The 16,500-nt window shown below is 35.0% G+C and carries 16 protein-coding genes and 1 pseudogene; 7 read left to right on the top strand and 10 right to left on the bottom strand.

From position 1 onward, the window contains the following. The first annotated feature begins 35 nt into the window (after window positions 1-35). Complete coding sequence (locus AN964_RS01915) at window positions 36-3,062, top strand: efflux RND transporter permease subunit (protein WP_055738100.1); 3,027 nt, start codon at window positions 36-38, stop codon at window positions 3,060-3,062. Between the two features lie 231 nt (window positions 3,063-3,293). Here AN964_RS01915 and AN964_RS01910 read toward each other — a convergent pair whose 3' ends face one another. Further along, a complete protein-coding gene (locus tag AN964_RS01910; protein ID WP_055738099.1) occupies window positions 3,294-3,716 on the bottom strand; it encodes a carboxymuconolactone decarboxylase family protein in 423 nt (140 codons plus the stop codon). Between the two features lie 120 nt (window positions 3,717-3,836). Between AN964_RS01910 and AN964_RS01905 the strand changes: the two genes are divergently transcribed. Further along, window positions 3,837-4,277: an Lrp/AsnC family transcriptional regulator gene (locus AN964_RS01905; RefSeq protein WP_055738098.1), complete on the top strand. Its 441-nt coding sequence runs from the start codon at window positions 3,837-3,839 to the stop codon at window positions 4,275-4,277. 115 nt (window positions 4,278-4,392) lie between these two features. On the opposite strand, the gene AN964_RS01900 is transcribed toward AN964_RS01905, so the two are convergent. Then, window positions 4,393-5,274: a LysR family transcriptional regulator gene (locus AN964_RS01900; protein ID WP_055738097.1), complete on the bottom strand. Its 882-nt coding sequence runs from the start codon at window positions 5,272-5,274 to the stop codon at window positions 4,393-4,395. A gap of 107 nt (window positions 5,275-5,381) precedes the next feature. On the opposite strand from AN964_RS01900, the gene AN964_RS01895 reads away from it, so the two are divergent. Next, window positions 5,382-5,933, top strand: coding sequence for a flavodoxin family protein (locus AN964_RS01895; RefSeq protein ID WP_055738096.1), 552 nt, complete (start codon window positions 5,382-5,384; stop codon window positions 5,931-5,933). A 66-nt stretch (window positions 5,934-5,999) separates the two neighbouring features. Here the strand turns inward: AN964_RS01895 and AN964_RS01890 are convergent, their stop codons facing one another. Both AN964_RS01890 and AN964_RS01885 read right to left on the bottom strand, forming a co-directional pair. Next, entirely contained in the window at window positions 6,000-6,464 is a 465-nt protein-coding gene (locus AN964_RS01890; RefSeq protein WP_055738095.1) for a hypothetical protein, read from the bottom strand. Between the two features lie 112 nt (window positions 6,465-6,576). Beyond that, on the bottom strand, window positions 6,577-7,116 hold the full coding sequence (locus AN964_RS01885) for a CBO0543 family protein (RefSeq protein ID WP_126647284.1): 540 nt from the start codon (window positions 7,114-7,116) through the stop codon (window positions 6,577-6,579). 431 nt (window positions 7,117-7,547) lie between these two features. On the opposite strand from AN964_RS01885, the gene AN964_RS01880 reads away from it, so the two are divergent. Then, a complete protein-coding gene (locus AN964_RS01880) occupies window positions 7,548-8,513 on the top strand; it encodes an MraY family glycosyltransferase (protein WP_055738093.1) in 966 nt (321 codons plus the stop codon). Window positions 8,514-8,734: 221 nt separating this feature from the next. Here the strand turns inward: AN964_RS01880 and AN964_RS01875 are convergent, their stop codons facing one another. The 3 genes from AN964_RS01875 to AN964_RS01865 form a co-directional block, all read right to left on the bottom strand. Next, window positions 8,735-9,268: a GNAT family N-acetyltransferase gene (locus AN964_RS01875; RefSeq protein ID WP_235950532.1), complete on the bottom strand. Its 534-nt coding sequence runs from the start codon at window positions 9,266-9,268 to the stop codon at window positions 8,735-8,737. Between the two features lie 47 nt (window positions 9,269-9,315). Continuing rightward, window positions 9,316-9,960, bottom strand: a complete 645-nt coding sequence (locus AN964_RS01870; RefSeq protein WP_055738092.1) for a pentapeptide repeat-containing protein — start codon at window positions 9,958-9,960, stop codon at window positions 9,316-9,318. A gap of 265 nt (window positions 9,961-10,225) precedes the next feature. Continuing rightward, on the bottom strand, window positions 10,226-11,818 hold the full coding sequence (locus tag AN964_RS01865; RefSeq protein ID WP_161809194.1) for a WG repeat-containing protein: 1,593 nt from the start codon (window positions 11,816-11,818) through the stop codon (window positions 10,226-10,228). A gap of 207 nt (window positions 11,819-12,025) precedes the next feature. Between AN964_RS01865 and AN964_RS01860 the strand changes: the two are divergent. Further along, window positions 12,026-12,775, top strand: a pseudogene (locus tag AN964_RS01860) (alpha/beta fold hydrolase). An 8-nt stretch (window positions 12,776-12,783) separates the two neighbouring features. Then, window positions 12,784-13,380, top strand: coding sequence for a TetR/AcrR family transcriptional regulator (locus AN964_RS01855; RefSeq protein WP_055741097.1), 597 nt, complete (start codon window positions 12,784-12,786; stop codon window positions 13,378-13,380). 253 nt (window positions 13,381-13,633) lie between these two features. Here AN964_RS01855 and AN964_RS01850 read toward each other — a convergent pair whose 3' ends face one another. Continuing rightward, entirely contained in the window at window positions 13,634-13,870 is a 237-nt protein-coding gene (locus AN964_RS01850; protein WP_055738090.1) for a hypothetical protein, read from the bottom strand. Between the two features lie 357 nt (window positions 13,871-14,227). On the opposite strand from AN964_RS01850, the gene AN964_RS01845 reads away from it, so the two are divergent. After that, window positions 14,228-14,776, top strand: coding sequence for a shikimate kinase (locus AN964_RS01845; protein ID WP_055738089.1), 549 nt, complete (start codon window positions 14,228-14,230; stop codon window positions 14,774-14,776). A 193-nt stretch (window positions 14,777-14,969) separates the two neighbouring features. On the opposite strand, the gene aroQ is transcribed toward AN964_RS01845, so the two are convergent. Together aroQ and AN964_RS01835 are read right to left on the bottom strand one after the other, a co-directional pair. After that, window positions 14,970-15,413 (bottom strand): type II 3-dehydroquinate dehydratase, encoded by a 444-nt coding sequence (gene aroQ, locus AN964_RS01840; RefSeq protein ID WP_055741096.1) that lies wholly within the window; start codon window positions 15,411-15,413, stop codon window positions 14,970-14,972. A 58-nt stretch (window positions 15,414-15,471) separates the two neighbouring features. After that, window positions 15,472-16,368, bottom strand: coding sequence for a hypothetical protein (locus AN964_RS01835; protein WP_055738088.1), 897 nt, complete (start codon window positions 16,366-16,368; stop codon window positions 15,472-15,474). Between the last annotated feature and the right edge of the window lie 132 nt (window positions 16,369-16,500).

Genomic DNA, 16,500 nt, shown 5'->3' with positions numbered 1-16,500 from the left:
AAAGAGAAAAAAGTGGAAGGGGTTATGTAGATTTTATGAAGTATTTAACGAAGTGGTCCTTTCGAAATAAGGCTGCCTTAATTGTCATGACCGTTTTAACGTTGGGGCTCGGGATTGGAAGTTATTTTATTTTGCCGATGGAGTTGATGCCAGAAGCTGACAATCCTCAGGTAACGGTTGCGACTATAGGGCAAGGATATAATTCACAAACAATGACTCAAGAGGTTACAGAACCAATTGAAAGTGCATTAGCAACCATTAAAGGCAAAACCGATGTATTATCTACTACGGGTGATGGTTATTCGCAGGTGAACATCTCCTTTGATTCAAAAACAGATATGAAGGAAGCGAAAAAACAAGTAGAAGATGCTATGAATAATTTAAAGCTTCCAGATAATGTTTCGAAACCAAATATCATTCAGTATGATACCTCGATGATTCCCGTTGCAGAACTTTCTATTGCCTTCGATAAAGGCTCCAGGGAAGCAAACCTTCAGAAACTGAAGAAAGAGATATTGCCTAAGTTCGAGAGTATTAAGGGAGTAGGCAATGTCGCACTATACGGCAAGGATAATCCTCTAGTAGAAGTGAAATTGAATTTAAAAAAATTAGCTGCTAAGCAGCAATCAATAAATTCTGTAATGACTTTATTACAAGGACAAAATCTTTCTGTATCTTTAGGTGATAAAAGCATTGATGGGCAAATGAGTAACCTTAAAGTAGTAGGAAAGATTACAAGTATAGATGAACTAGGAAATCTTGTTCTTCCTTCTATAGTACCAGCTGCACCGGCAGTACATTTAAAAGATGTGGCTGATATTCAAAGAAGCAATGGGCAAGAAGGAATCTCCCATGTCAATGGAAAAGATGCAATGGCTATTTCTATCACTAAAGAAAGCAATGCTAGTGCAGTAACGGTTGGAAAGGAAATTAAAAAAGTTGCAGAGGATATTAATAAATCCGGTACAGGAGAACATGCAGAAATATTGTTTTCGAGCTCGAAAATGGTAGTTGACTCTGTCAATAGTATGCTAAGAGAGGTATTATTAGGAGCTTTATTTGCGACCATCGTCATCGTGCTATTCTTAAGGAATATTCGTTCAACCTTGATCACCGTTGTATCCATTCCACTTTCACTAGGACTTACTTTGCTATTACTTTGGCGCTCCGGTATCACGCTGAACATCCTTACATTGGGAGGAGTAGCGGTAGCGGTTGGACGGTTAGTAGACGATAGTATTGTGGTGGTCGAGAATATTTTCCGGAAGACACAGAAGGAAGGCTTTTCTAGAGAGACTGTTATGCAAGCTACGAGTGAAGTTGGTAAGGCAATTACATCCTCTACACTTACGACTATTGCCGTGTTTTTACCGATGGGTCTGATTCAAAGCTCATTAAAAGCGTTCTTGTTGCCATTTGCATTAACGGTTACTTATTCCCTTTTGGCATCTCTATTAGTTGCTTTAACGGTTGTTCCGTTAATGTCATTTGGTCTGTTAAAAAAGGCGAAACTTCCAGAACATAAAGAACCTAAGCGTTATATGAATATTTTAAAATGGAACCTCAATCATAAATGGGTACCAGTACTCTTTGCAATTATTGTGTTTGCAGGCTCTATTACCCTTTATACCGTGCTTCCAAAAGGTTCCGTTAGTGCAGATGATACAACGATGGTGTCTGTTACAATGACATATCCAAGTGACACACCAATAGCAAAAGTGCAAGACAACGGACTCGCTTTTGAAAATAAGCTGTTAAAGTTAAAAGGTTATCAATCTATTATCACTCAACAGGGAAATAGCGAAGAACAAGCAAAATGGGGTCAGGTATCTAATCCTACACAAACCACTTTCACGGTTATCATGAAAGATAATGCCAATGCCGATCATTTTATGAAAGATGTAAATGCATTGAAAAAAGACTATCCAAATGCTGATATTCAAGCATCTACAGCATCCTTTATGGGTTCAAGTCAAACGGCAATTACCTACGATCTTGAAGGTCCGGACCGAGAAAAGCTGTTAAAGGCATCCGATGATATGATTAAGCTAATGGATGGGACGAAGGGTGTTAAGAAAGTCTCCTCCAATGCAGAAGAGAAGAAGCCAGTCTATCAATTTGTTGTGGACCCGACGAAAGCTAATACAGGGCAAATTGCAATGCAATTAAATGGATTATTGAACAAAACACCAATTGGAAATATGACAATAGGCGGAAAAGAAACCTCCGTCGTGATGGACACCAATCTTAATCCGACATCGAAAAACGATTTGGATAAGATACAAATAGCAACCCAAACAGGAATGGTTCCCCTTTCTTCTATTGCTAAAATAGAGAAGGTAACACAAAGCAGTACAGTGCTCCATAAAAATGGAAAAGAATATATTCGCATCAGTGCAGAGGTAAATCCTAAAAAGCTCTCCGTTATTTCAACCGATATAGATAAGAAGCTCGATAAGTTGAACCTTCCTAAGAATGTTAAGCTCGTAAAAGGCGGTGCAGTTACTCAGCAAGCAAGCGATTTTGCTGATTTAGGGTTAGTAATGCTGATTTCCATTGGTTTAGTTTATTTAATTATGGTTATTACATTTAAAACACTCCGGACACCTGTTGCGATTCTAATGACATTACCACTTGCTTCCATCGGCGCTGTTCTTGGTCTGGTTGTTTCGAGAGTATCCGTTGATTCGACTGCTCTTCTAGGCGCATTAATGCTGATAGGAATTGTTGTAACGAATGCCATTGTGTTAATTGATAAAATTAAACAAAATGAGGAACATATGTCCATACGTGAAGCCATTGTGGAAGCAGCAGCGACAAGAACACGTCCAATACTTATGACTGCGGTTGCAACCATTTGTGCTATGCTGCCGCTATTGTTTACACACGCTGAAGCAGGAAGTCTTGTTTCAAAAGGGCTAGCTGTTGTCGTTATAGGCGGACTTGCTGTAGCAACAGTCTTGACACTATTTATTGTTCCCGTGTTCTATGAACTGCTTTATTTCAGGAAATCGAAAAAACAACGAAAAACTGCAAAAACAGAGTTAACACAAAGCGTATAGTTTGTTAAAGAAGCTTCTCATGTGAGAAGCTTCTTTTTCGGTTAGTTGCCATGATACAGTATACGGGCATGTTCGGGCTCTTAATGTTACCTTTGTTTGCAATTCGCAAGTTCCAATTAATCCCAAACTCCTATACTGATCACAAGGAACTTTTTAATTTCATTTATAAAATATAATAGCTCTAACTATTTCAAGAAAATAATCTCTCCGTCTTTTAGTGTGCATCTCCGTTCACAACCTCCTCCAAACAGGCTTTAAAGATAATATTGCACCAAAATACTGTTGTGCAGTGGTAAAGGTAATAAACGCACAAAGCTCACTTATTTGCCCTTCAGAAAAATACTCCCTCAATATTTTAAAGGCAGAATCTGGGACATCTCCTTTTTCTTTTAAAAAGACTTCAGCAAAACCTACAGCAACAGACATTTGTTCCGTAAATAAATGAGGTTCGGGTTTCCCTTTTGCTTTACAATATTCACAACCATTTTTTTGTGCTAATGTTCTTCTAACTTGTTCCTTTAATTGCGAGGATAGAAGTCCGTCTTTTTCTAATGCTTCGCCTAACTGTGACCATGCTTCCATCACTTCTTTGTTGTGTCCTAAAAGCTTCTGAAAAGGTGTTTCTCCGTAAATTGATTCATTAATTCTTGCCATTACACAACCTCCTTGTTATATTAAATATACAGTATAAAAATTTCATTTCACATTAAATAAAACATGTAATTCTGATTTATAAATTAAATATTTAACGTAATAGAAGGGATTTTATTAAAGATGAAAATAGATGAAATTGATAAAAAAATTCTACAAGAGTTAAGTGAGGATAGCCGTCTTTCCATGAGTGAACTTGGGAGGCGAATTAACCTATCTTCCCCTTCCGTGACTGAAAGAGTAAGACAGATGGAATCATTTGGGATAATAAAAAACTACACGTTAGAAGTTGATTATGAAAAATTAGGATTTCCCATCCAATGTATAATAGAAGCAACAATTAAAAACGGAGATTATCAAGCCTTTAAGAATTTCATTGAAGGTCTTCCAAATGTAGAGTTTTGTTACCGGGTAGCCGGAAAAGCCTGTTATATGCTTAAATTGCAATTTGAGACCCTCGCCAAAGCAGAAGAATTTATTGATGCTGTAAGTCCATATGCATCCACTGTTACACATTTTATTTTTTCTCAAGTCCCAACAAAATTAAGAATCGATTCTCGTTGAATTTTTTAACTTTATAGATCCTTGCACCTTAAAGAAGGAAATTGTAAAAAATACACCTTGAATTTCTTCATAATACTGCTAAAAAGGACTGTCGAAACAGTCCTTTTTAGCAGTATTATGACAAAAATGTCTTCCGAGTTAAATGAATAAATGCTTCTAAAGGAGCGCTTAGCCATTTGTCCTTATGCCAGGCAATATGAGTAAAAAGCGGGGATTGTAGTGACTTCCATGCTATTTCCTTTATTTTTCCTTCTTTAATATCGTTTTTCACTACCATCTCCGGTAATAATGCTATGCCTAGTCCGGCAATGACACATTGTTTGATTGCCTCTATACTTCCAAATTCTATTTTATCCAAAGGGTATACCCCTGCTGAATTAAGGGTGTCTTCAAGCATCATACGATAAGAACACCCTGCTTCTGTAAGCAAAAGAGTCTCATCTTTAAGATCGTTCACTGAAAGCACTGATTTGGGATGGTTTGGTGCGACAACCAATTTTAACTTTTCTTCGATAAGTTGTTCGACTTTTAACGAACCTTCAGGTTTACTTGCATCCATAATAAAAGCAACATCTAATACCCCCTCCATCAGCTGTTTTCTCGCCATCTCGTCAGAGTGTGCAGGTTTAAAAACGAGTTTCACTTTTGGAAAGGAAGCCTTGAACTCCTTAAGAATGGGGGGCAGTCGATAGGTGCACTGACTCTCTTGAGCTCCAATTGTAATGGTGCCAGTTGTTTCATCATTTCCGTTTGCAGCCATAATGGCTTCCTCGCTTAGTTTAATCATCTTTTCCGCATATTGTTTAAATTGATGTCCTGCCTCCGTTAGAATCAATCGTTTTCCAAGACGCTCAAATAAGGGTTTGCCAATTTCATCTTCAAGAGCTTTCATTTGAGCGGTTACACTGGATTGTGCAAAGTTCAATATTTTTGCAGTCTGGGTGAAGTTTAAATTTTCCGCTGCATACTTAAAAGTAATCAGTTGTTTAATTTCCATAATACCCACCTTTTATAATCGCTTTTTTCGATTGAATAAATCAAAATAATCATCTTTATCGATTTTTAATTTCATTATAAGATATAAATAAGGAAGGAGGAATAAAAATGTCAATAGCAGTCATATATGGGGGAACTCGTCCAAATAGCAATACAGAGATGCTGACAGAACACGTAATTCAAGATCTGGAAACAGAGAGAATTTTCCTTAAGGATTATCATATTAAGCCAATTATAGACATGCGTCATTCAACAGAGGGATTTCAGGACAGGAAGGATGATTATAATTCCATAATCGACCGTATTCTTCCGCATGACATTTTAATATTCTCTACTCCAATATATTGGTATAGCATGTCAGGAATAATGAAAAACTTCATTGATCGATGGTCACAAACTTTGAGAGACGAGAATTACCCTAATTTCAAAGCAAAAATGGCGTTAAAAAAAGCCTTTGTAGTGGGTGTCGGCGGAGATGATCCACTTATTAAGGGACTCCCTATGATTCAGCAGTTTAAGTTTATATTTGATTTTATGGGAATTAATTTTGCGGGATATGTTATAGGAAATGGAAATAAACCTGATGACATACTTCAAGACAAAAATGCACTTTTCACAGCGTCTCAAATTCATAATGAATTACAATTATTAACCAAATAATGGAGGTTTCAAAATATCAGTTCAGATAACCTCCCATTAACTCAAAAATAAAGGAATCCATTACTCTTACTTGGATTCCCCTTTTTTTATTAATCGTCTCACAAACCATACTTGCAAAAATAGTATCTCGTATAAAAAAGGATAGGAAATCGCCGAATACCACCATTCCCATCCACCATGAAAGTATTCGTATCCGGCAAGATAAAAGGAATACTCGAACGCAGATGAAAATATGGACCAAGCAAGGACATATCTTATCTTAGCTATACTTGTACCTTTATAAGGATACCAATTTATTAAAAGAACTGTGGCTGCTGGATATATTCCTAGGATAATAACTGTACTTGGCCAGTCAATAACATATGGTTCAAAAAAACCATAAAAATCCCACTTGTCCGTCCATCTATCTGTGAATTCCGCAAAGAATAGCCCCCAAAAGATAGAAGCATAATATACGATAGGTTCTAATTTCTTTTTGGTTAAAAGAGCAACACTATTAAAAACCAAAACAGAAAAATAAAGATACCACATAGACTCCCTCACTTGTCTTTTATAGTTTTAGGATGTCTATATGGTATTTTTTTAATCATTGTAGGTGGAATCATCCGTATTATCTTATCAGAGGCATGTTTTTAAAAATTAACTATGCGTATTTTTCTGACTTTTTAAAAACAAAATCCACAAAAATCTTTGAAAGCATAAGCATTAACATCATAACCACAAAGGAGTAAAAATAGTTCCAATTCTCTATCTCATACAGATGGAAATAAACAAAGATTGGAGCCGCTATAAAACATATAATAGCGGAAAGAAGAATACTGGAGAGAATATACATTTTCCACTTACTAAAATATTGATAAGTTAATGACATACTAATTGGAACTACAAAAAAATCTACTGCATTTAAACGATGGGTAAAAACTGCAAGCTGATGCGGGTAGCTCCAAGCATTAAAATAAGTTCCAATTTCATCAGTAAACCCTACAATCACAAAATTTACTAAGAAAGAAAATGTAATTAATAAAATTCTATAACGATCCATTAACATCAAAAACACAATTAGAAACAGAATATTTAATATCACGATCGTCCACCAATGACCGCTAAATACATCATGATGCAGCCAAATTTTAGTTTGTAGTGAATGATATCTGTTTCCGATTTGGTCGGATTGATTATACATACTTTTACCCTCTCTTTTTGGACAACAATCTAATTTCATAAAAAAAGTATTCCCCTATCTTGAAAATAAATTGCACAAAAGTATACAAAGCCATTTAGGATTTAAAATGGTACCTGAAATAATTATTGCTAATAGGATATGGGAAAAAGCTTTGTAGATAAAAAAAGCAACGGGGATTCCGTTGCTTTTTAACTCCATTAACTAGTAGCCTTATTTAGAAAGCTCGACGAGTACTACCTTACCTTGTAATTGTTCAATAATACCTTCTTCATTTAATATTAAAAGACAGCGTCAATTAATTATTTGATATTTTTTACAATTCAATATTGTGTGTATAATGTATAAGTAATATAATCAAAGTGACAAAATAGACAGAAAAGTATAATTTACGACACAATATAACTTGCTAATACTTTTTTAGGAGAGGTAATATGCTTTATTACATATTTTCTTTCATGGTATCGTGCGGAATCGTTTTGATTTTGATACCACCTTTGAAAAATCTGGCCTTTAAGATAGGATTTGTTGATAATCCCCAACCATTTAATGATCGGAAGACTCATCAGGAACCAATTCCACTTTTAGCAGGCGTGGCTATTTTTTTTAGTTTTACCATTACATACTTTTTATTTATTCACAAAATATCGCAAAAATCGTTAGGGATTTTATTAGGCAGCTTATTAATATTGATTATCGGAATGATAGATGATTGGTATAAAACGCAAGGAAAAGAATTTAGAGCATTTCCAAAATTTATTGTGCAAATATCAGCAGCCATCATTGTTTATTTTTCCGGAATTACTTTTAAAGGCTTTACCAATCCTTTTAATGACCATTTTATCGTTCTACCTGAATTTTTGCAGTTTATTTTAACAATCGTTTGGATTTTTGGAGTTTCTACCGTTATAAATTTTACTGATGGTATTGATGGTCTAGCAGCTGGATTAACAGCAATATCAGGGGGTACATTATTCATCGTTGCAATAGTTCAAAACCAGCAATTATCTGCGATGATGTCCATCATTATCGTTGGCAGTGCGTTGGGGTATTTAAGATTTAATAAACCACCTGCGAAAATGTTTATGGGGGATGCAGGTGCAACGTTTTTAGGTTTTATCCTAGGAATAATTGCTCTTGATGGGGCTCTAAAACAAGCTACTGTTCTCTCGTTATTTATTCCCATTCTAGCACTTGGTGTACCAATATTCGACAATATTCGAGTCATCCTTTTTAGGTATTTGAAAGGGATACCGGTATATAAAGCGGATGCATCTCAGGTTCATTTCGTACTTCTTCGTAAAGGATTAAAAAAAGGTGAGGTCCTTTTATTTCTTTGTTTAGTTAATTTTTGTTTTGGGCTAATTTCTATTATTTTGTCTCTTTTAGGTAATCAATGAGTATGTACGGTACTGATTCACGAAGTAATAAGCCTAAAAATTATGTGCATTTATGCTTACCTTTTTGCATGACTCAGGCAACTGAGTCTTCAGCAATAAGTTCATCAATACGAAAGTGTAATGGATTGAAGAACTTATTGCTGTTAATAAAAAGCTGCCAAAAATGACAGCCTCGTTTTAATGTCTTTTTGATAATGCTTTTCTTCTTTAAATATCCCTTTTTAAAGGATAAATTTACTCATCAAAATATCATCGACATATTCATTTGGACCCAATTTAATTTGCTTTTTTCGTCGACCTTCTTCTGTAAAACCCATCTTAGTATATAAATGAATAGCTCTTTTGTTATTGGAGAAAACCTCAAGGGAAATTTTTTCTACCCTCGAATCTTTTTTAGCCCACGCAAACAGATTTTTTATGAGCGCTCCCCCAATACCTCTATTCGTGAATTCTTCTTGAATACTCATTCCAAATATCCCTTGATGGCTAAATCTTTTACGCGGAGATAATTGAAAATTAAGGAGTCCAATAATCATTCCATTAACTTCCGCAACCAATAATAATCCATGCTTATTGTGGGATATTATCCAATCTTTTTCTTCCTCGATCGTAATGTTAAATTCCTCTAAAGTGGTCCCCATTACATCTGGATTTTCTTCTAACACCTTTTTCGTATGTTGAATTATTTGTTCAGCATCATTTTCCACTGCTTTTCGAATTTGTAGGGTTTCCAATGCGTTAAAATCCTCTGACAAAATGGTCACTCCTTATCCATTAGCGTTTAATAAGTTAGCTATCATTTTCATTCTTTCACTTTTAATCCAAGCATAGTAGCAAAAGCAATTGCTTGCTCAGGGGAAACTTCGCATCCTGCTAAATCTTCCATGTTAACGCTAATTCTTTCAAACGTTGAGCTACTTATATCAATTCCTTTGAGAGGTGTTCTAGAAAAATTCACCTCATTGATATCACATTGATGAAACGAAACTTTCTTAAATTTGCATTCATAGTAATCCGCATTTCTTAATGAACAATGATCGAACTTCACTTGCTTTAAACTGCCATAGCCATACGAGCTTAAATTCAACATACAATTTTCAAAAAGAACGTTACCAAGATTAGCATCCGAAAGATTTATTCCTAGCATTTTTGAATCTTTAAACTCAACTCTATGAATAATTCCTTCTGTAAAATCGGCATTTGACAAATCGCAGTTTTCAAAGACAACATCTGTTAACTCAATATTTTTAAAAGATACTTCATGAAAGATTACATTTTTAAATATAACCTGCGAGAACTCAATTCTCTCCATTTTTTCTCTTTCGACAGAGGAATTTGATATTATACAAGAATTGAGGTAGGGTTCATCCCTATAAAAGATTTCATGAAAGTTTGCTGATGGTAAATGATGTGGAATTTTGGGATGCTCAATATTTATTTTTGTCATATTATCACCTTAATATCTTTTGAAGTTGAAAATCATAATTTCTATGCGGTCAAATTATGTATGAATATATTATTGAAAAGAGAATTCACTACATTGTCTAGTAAAACACAAATGAAACTATTATGATATGTCTCTATTATGCTCCTATTTTTGAATAGATTTTCGAGAGACCCATTAACTTGTAATGAGTCTCTCGTATGGCACCAATCAAAATATGCGGCAATAATATAACGGCACTTATCTTCTGCAGGAAATTTCTCGTATGTTAATAATAGATCAACTTGATTATTACCTTACCTGTCTTATCAACGAACCCTGCCTTTCCATCTTTCTTCACGTAAACAAGCCCTTCATGAAAAGATCCAACTTGATCATACTGTGGAGGTATGACCACTTTGCCCTTATCGTTAATAAATCCATATTTACCTTTATAAGATGCAGTAGCTAAATAATCGTTGCTCTTGTAAAAAAAATCAATGTCATCAAATTCTGGTTTCACTAATATTTTTCCCGTTGAAGAAGCTATTCCATATTTAGAGCCTTGATTTATTCTAATCAAACCATTATGTTCAAAAGGATCGATTCGGTCATAAATAGGTTTTAGGATGACTTTTCCTTCTCTGTCTATAGCACCTTCTTTGTTATTTTCTTTAAAAATAACAAAATCACCTGTAAACTCTCCATCGCCATAGGTTGCTAATCTCAAAGAATCATAGACCGGCTTTGCAATGATTTCTCCCTTATCATTTATAAAACCATATTTATTATTTTGCATAAAAATAGCCAACCCTTTTTTGTTAAACAAACTGAAGGAATCATATTGAAAATCAAGAATTACTTGACCCTTTTTATTAATAACTCCGTACTTTCCGTTTTTCATAACGACCGCGGCATTCTGCCAAAATTCATAGAGTGAGTTTCCATCTCCATCGTAAGCTTTCTCATATTGCGGTTCCATAATCCATTTTCCATTTGTATCGATATAACCTAGCTTTCCGTTTACTTCGACCGGAGCAATACCATTCCTAAATACATCGACGGAATCAAAAATCGACTCCGCAATTACTTTTCCTTTCGTGTTAATGAACCCATATTTATTTTTTATTTTTGTTTGGGCAACATCATTGAAAAACGATGATATTTGATCATATGCAGGTTTGGCAAGGATCTTCCCACTTGTGCTCATTACCCCGTATTTGCCATCGAATTTTATTTTAAATAACCCATTTCCGAAATAGCCTATAGAATCATAAATTGGTTTTGCGATAACCTTTCCTTGCTTATTGAGTAAACCGTACTTTTTATTTTGGTAAAATGTAAATACTCCGTTATTGTTTTCCTTGATTTTGTCATATGTTGGTTTTAGTACAACTCGGCCATTTTTATCGATGATTCCATATTTCCCTTTACTGATAAATTGGGCTACACCATTTTGGAATCTTTCAATACTTTCATACTTGGGTGAAACAATCGTTTTCCCGCTTGTATTAATCAATCCACTTTTGTTATTCTTGATAACTACTATCGGATTTTCAAACATGACGAAATCATATTGCGGTGCCACAATGACTGTTCCCTTCTTATTAAGGAACCCGTATTTATTTTTCTTTTTAACCAGCCATAAATCGGTTTGTCCATATTGTTCAATGCTATCGTACTGTGGTTTAACGGCCACACTCCCTTTTTTATTCAACATCCCGTATTTTCCATTTTGCTTAAATAACACTAGACCATTAGTAAATTCATATCCCAGTTCTTTCTTACCACTATCGGCAAAGGCGGTGGAATTCCATGTACAACCCATAAACAAACTAAACAGAATAACACCAATAAACCAAGCTTTTAGTTTATTTTTCATATGCTCCTCCTTCATATTTCCTTTCATAATCTTAATATATGTATTCTTGATACATTTGGTAAATACCTTCTTCACCAATTCTGCTTTAATAGTTCTCGCTTGTTTGGAAAATGCATGTTCTGTAATTTTCAGTGTTTTTACATTGACTAACCGTTCATTCAATAATAAAATTATACTGAATATTATAAATGTTATGGAGGGTTCGCAATGGATTTGTATTATGAGGTAGTTGGAAAAGGTCATCCTGTCGTTCTTCTTCACAGTGGTGGTGCTGATTTACGGGTTTGGACATTTGTTGCACCTCTTCTTGCCAAGCACTATAAGGTCGTTACTTATGATGGACGCGGTTGCGGGCAATCGCCATCCCCTTTAGAACATACCAATTATGTTGAAGATTTGCTGTCGCTGCTTGACCATCTAGGACTAGAAAAAGCAACCATAATAGGACACTCCCTCGGCGGCTATATCGCTACCGAATTTGCTTTGAATTACCCTGAAAGAGTGTCGAACCTTGTTTTGGTTGGTCCTTCTTTGCTAGGCTTTAATTATTCACAAGAATTTAATGCGTATATGAATAAAATTAACGAGGCTGCCCCAGATATAGAAAAGATGATTGAGCTCTCACTTAGTGGCTCATTGTATCATGTTGTTATGGCTGGCCCACACCGTAACCTGTTGATTCAAATGCAAGAGGATTATTTCAAACGGATATTAAAATGGCCAGCGTTCGAAATGATTTGGCCGAAACCTCCGGCTATTGAAAGGTTGGAGGAATTGACCGCAGATACACTCTTCATCATCGGTGAGAAGGACTCCTAAGATAATCTTCGTGTTGCGGATTGTTTTCGAAGACTCCCAAAAGTCCATTTCGCTGAAATCCCGAATGCAGACCATATGGTAATGCTCACCCACCCTGAAGATCTATATCACTATATTACTGGCTTTATGGAGGAATGAATTTAAGCATGCCCAGAACGCAGAAAGAGAATGAGAGAATACGTCAGTTAGCAAAAGAGAATATTCGCAGTGCTGCTATGAGATTGTTCATTAAGCAGGGATATCATGCTACTTCTATTAGCGATGTAGCTAAAGAAGCAGGCATCTCAAAAGGCTTATTATACAATTATTATAAGGGCAAAGAGGAACTGCTTGCTACAATGGTAGAGACCAGAATTGGAGAATTAATTGAGGTAATGGAAGGTGCAGCCGCAATTGAGACACCTACTGAACAACTTAGATTTATTATAGAAGGCGCGATCGATAAAGTTTATCAAAATCCGGAATTATTCCGTTTCTATCTGCACCTGCAAACACAGCCAGAAGCAGATCAAGAACTAATCAAATACAGCAATATGCTGATTCAAGAAAGTGCCAGACTGTTCGAGTTACAGTGTGAGATGTTCGAAAAGCTGGGTGTTAAAGATCCTCGGATGCGTTCGTTATATTTTTCATCCACGCTTCAAGGAATCATGTTAATGATATCTACTTATCCGCAACAGTTTCCCATTGAAGAAGTAAAAACACAGATGATTCGTGAGTTTTGCTTCGCTTCTTCTGAATAAAAGTGATTTAGGATATCGTATATTCTATTTATTGCGATATCCTGGATTTCTCTTGCCTTTAAGCCACTTGTTGATAAAAGTACTTCAAACCTTTAGTTGAAGCTGCCTATTTAATTGAATTAAGATTTATCCTTTAATGCTAGTCTTTATGATTCCATAATCGAATTGGTGTTACAATGTAGAGCATATTCATAACATCAATATTTATACCGCTTTAAAAATTCTTCTCCCATGAAAAGAAACAAACCGATTATCAATATAAATAGTTTAATAGTGATAATAACCTTTCTTTTTTCTGTTCCTGATTAAAATTTTGATCTAATATTTCCTTAATTTGGGCTTCAAGTATCCTGTCTCCATTCGACAAATTAAGTAAACGTACTAAACTCCTCTTTTCTTTTTCCGACAATAAGTTGTTTTTTAATCCATATATAATATCTAGCGCTTCATATCCTAAAGTACTTAGTAAATCGCTATAATTATGTTTCATAATTCCCCCTCCTATCATTATTGAAGCTTTATGTACTATCGTTAGTTACTGCTTTCCCAACTTAAGTATCATTTTGTCCGATTGGTATAAGATTTATTAACTTTTGCTTTATGCTTAATCCACTAATATTTTAAAGTACTTTTACAATATCTTTAGACTATAATATAATATTAAAAATAAATTCCATAATTCAACACTATCAAGGAAACCATTCAATATCTATTAACTTAATAAGCTTTTAAGATATTTTAATTGACCCGAATATTCTCTTAATACATATGCAAGGGGACATTATCCCTGTTAATGAAATTTAAAGTAATACCAGCTATTTAAATATTATCGAAAGAGGTGGAATAAATGGGAAACGATAATATGTCTCTAAAGGAAAAAAGCATCGTCTTTATTGGCTTTATGGGAGTGGGCAAAACTACTATTGGTTCCTTAGTGGCAAAAAAGCTATATCGAGATTTCATCGATATTGATCAAGAAATTGAAAAAGAATATGGTATGCCTGCTACAGAGATTTTTAAGACTTTTGGTGAGAAAGTATTTAGAGAAAAGGAAAAGAACATTATTGATTTCTACTCTAAACAGAAATTAAAGATTATTTCTGTTGGTGGCGGAGCCTTTTTACAAGAGGAAATACAAAAAATTTGCTTATCCAATTGTATTGTATTTTTTCTAGATCTTTCTTGGGAATCTTGGAAAGAACGAATTAATCTAATTATTGATAGCCGACCTGTTTTACAAGGAAAAAGCCTGGACGAAATAAAAGAGCTTTTTTATACTAGACAACAATATTATACGAATCATCATTCAAAGGTGGAAACGGATAATCTTGATATAGAATCCGTTGCAAATAATATTGTAGATGCATTAAAAACTGCATGGGAACTTTATGATTAACATTAGGAATTATTTTATGAGATAACTACTAATACATCATGGAAGATTTTTAGCTATTTAAAAACCAACTAATTATATTCCCTATTTTTTCTTGTATAACCACTGATCTCTTAGCACAATAAAATGCACCGCGTGTGATGATTCTTCATTAACACACTCGATGCATTTTATATCAATTTCCGTTATTAAATGATTAATATTGTCTGCTCGCTGCTAATGCTGCGCGAATCCCTAGTAAATAACTTTCTTGTCCGAATCCGGAAATTTGACCTGTTGCTATTTCCGCAAAAACGGACTCATGGCGAAATGCTTCACGTGAATGGATATTGGACATATGAATTTCAACGACTGGGACTGTTAAAATAGCCAAGGCATCACGGATTGCGTAGCTATAGTGTGTCCAAGCCCCCGCATTGATAACAACTCCGTCAACTCCCGATAAAAAGGCTTCATTGATTTTATTAACCATTTCACCCTCATGATTGGTTTGAAATGTTTCTACTTCAATGTTTAATTCTTTTGCTAGTTGCTGGATATTATTATTTATTTCATCTAATGTAATAGTTCCGTATTGTTTAGGATCGCGTTTACCGAACATATCATGGTTAACACCATGGAGCATTAAAATTTTTGTCATGTCTTTCTCTCCTTCGGCTGCAAGGTTCGTTTCATGAAAACTACTAAAAAGAAATGTCTTACCCGAACATAATTTTCTTAATGTCATCTATTGGCATATCCTCACCAGTGAACAATTTGAATCCTAGTGCTCCTTGCCAAAGCATCATCCCTAAACCATTAATCGCTGTTGCGCCTGCTTCTTCGGCTTGTTTTAATAATTTAGTTTTTTGAGGGTTGTACACCACGTCTGTTACCACCAAATCTTTACGTAAGACATCCAATGTATCATCCACAATGCTTAATTGATCCAACGGTTTCATCCCTAAGCTTGTTCCATTTGCCAACACAGCACTTTCCGCCACTTCTTTACGGAATCTATCTTTATCCTCCAATGGTAAGATGTTAGCTTTTACACCAAAGGATTTCATTTCATTATTGATATAGTTCACATTTTCTTCTGCGTTATGGAAAAATTGATCATTCCGTGCAAAGATATTAAGTTCTTGAATACCTGATTGTGCTAATTGAATGGCAATCGGTGTTGCAACGCCACCAGAACCAACTAATGTTACCTTTTTACCTTTTAAATCAACGCCTTGTTGTTCAAGGTTCTTCACATAACCTAAGCCATCTGTATTATAACCGATAAGCTTACCATCTCTGTTTACAACCGTGTTACTTGCACGTGCATATTTTGCACTATCATCAAGCTCATCAAGATATGGAAGGATTTCCATTTTATTTGGCATCGAAACGTTAAAACCCGCAACTCCCAATGCTTTCATACCTTCTACAGCTTCTTTAAGAGTGTCATTGCCTACTTCAAACGCAAGATAAGCATAGTTTAAACCTAAAAGAGTATATCCCAAGTTGTGCATTTGCGGTGAAAGGCTGTGGCCTATTGGTGTAGCCAATAATCCAACTAATTTTGTTCTACCATCAATTTTTCCTAAGTTTTTTTCATAGTTTGCCATAATAACTATCTCCTTATCTCTTTATTTTTGGCTATATTCGTGTTGATCTAGCCTAATGCGTACACGTAAACGGGTTTTATTCGTATGAAAACTAACGTGAACGAATACGCAAGGAGGTATGATCGTCAACAT

The sequence above is a fragment of the Heyndrickxia shackletonii genome (assembly GCF_001420715.1).
Classification (GTDB): domain Bacteria; phylum Bacillota; class Bacilli; order Bacillales; family Bacillaceae_C; genus Margalitia; species Margalitia shackletonii.
Note: the sequence above shows the minus strand (reverse complement) of the source record. Positions and strands in the feature narration are given on the sequence as shown.

Bases quoted from the DNA above. Each gene is read 5' to 3' on its own strand.
- AN964_RS01915 (WP_055738100.1), top strand. From the start codon at position 36: ATGAAGTATTTAACGAAGTGGTCCTTTCGAAATAAGGCTGCCTTAATT.
- AN964_RS01910 (WP_055738099.1), bottom strand. From the start codon at position 3,716: ATGGCAAGAATTAATGAATCAATTTACGGAGAAACACCTTTTCAGAAG.
- AN964_RS01905 (WP_055738098.1), top strand. From the start codon at position 3,837: ATGAAAATAGATGAAATTGATAAAAAAATTCTACAAGAGTTAAGTGAG.
- AN964_RS01900 (WP_055738097.1), bottom strand. From the start codon at position 5,274: ATGGAAATTAAACAACTGATTACTTTTAAGTATGCAGCGGAAAATTTA.
- AN964_RS01895 (WP_055738096.1), top strand. From the start codon at position 5,382: ATGTCAATAGCAGTCATATATGGGGGAACTCGTCCAAATAGCAATACA.
- AN964_RS01890 (WP_055738095.1), bottom strand. From the start codon at position 6,464: ATGTGGTATCTTTATTTTTCTGTTTTGGTTTTTAATAGTGTTGCTCTT.
- AN964_RS01885 (WP_126647284.1), bottom strand. From the start codon at position 7,116: ATGTATAATCAATCCGACCAAATCGGAAACAGATATCATTCACTACAA.
- AN964_RS01880 (WP_055738093.1), top strand. From the start codon at position 7,548: ATGCTTTATTACATATTTTCTTTCATGGTATCGTGCGGAATCGTTTTG.
- AN964_RS01870 (WP_055738092.1), bottom strand. From the start codon at position 9,960: ATGACAAAAATAAATATTGAGCATCCCAAAATTCCACATCATTTACCA.
- AN964_RS01865 (WP_161809194.1), bottom strand. From the start codon at position 11,818: ATGAAAAATAAACTAAAAGCTTGGTTTATTGGTGTTATTCTGTTTAGT.
- AN964_RS01855 (WP_055741097.1), top strand. From the start codon at position 12,784: ATGCCCAGAACGCAGAAAGAGAATGAGAGAATACGTCAGTTAGCAAAA.
- AN964_RS01850 (WP_055738090.1), bottom strand. From the start codon at position 13,870: ATGAAACATAATTATAGCGATTTACTAAGTACTTTAGGATATGAAGCG.
- AN964_RS01845 (WP_055738089.1), top strand. From the start codon at position 14,228: ATGGGAAACGATAATATGTCTCTAAAGGAAAAAAGCATCGTCTTTATT.
- aroQ (WP_055741096.1), bottom strand. From the start codon at position 15,413: ATGACAAAAATTTTAATGCTCCATGGTGTTAACCATGATATGTTCGGT.
- AN964_RS01835 (WP_055738088.1), bottom strand. From the start codon at position 16,368: ATGGCAAACTATGAAAAAAACTTAGGAAAAATTGATGGTAGAACAAAA.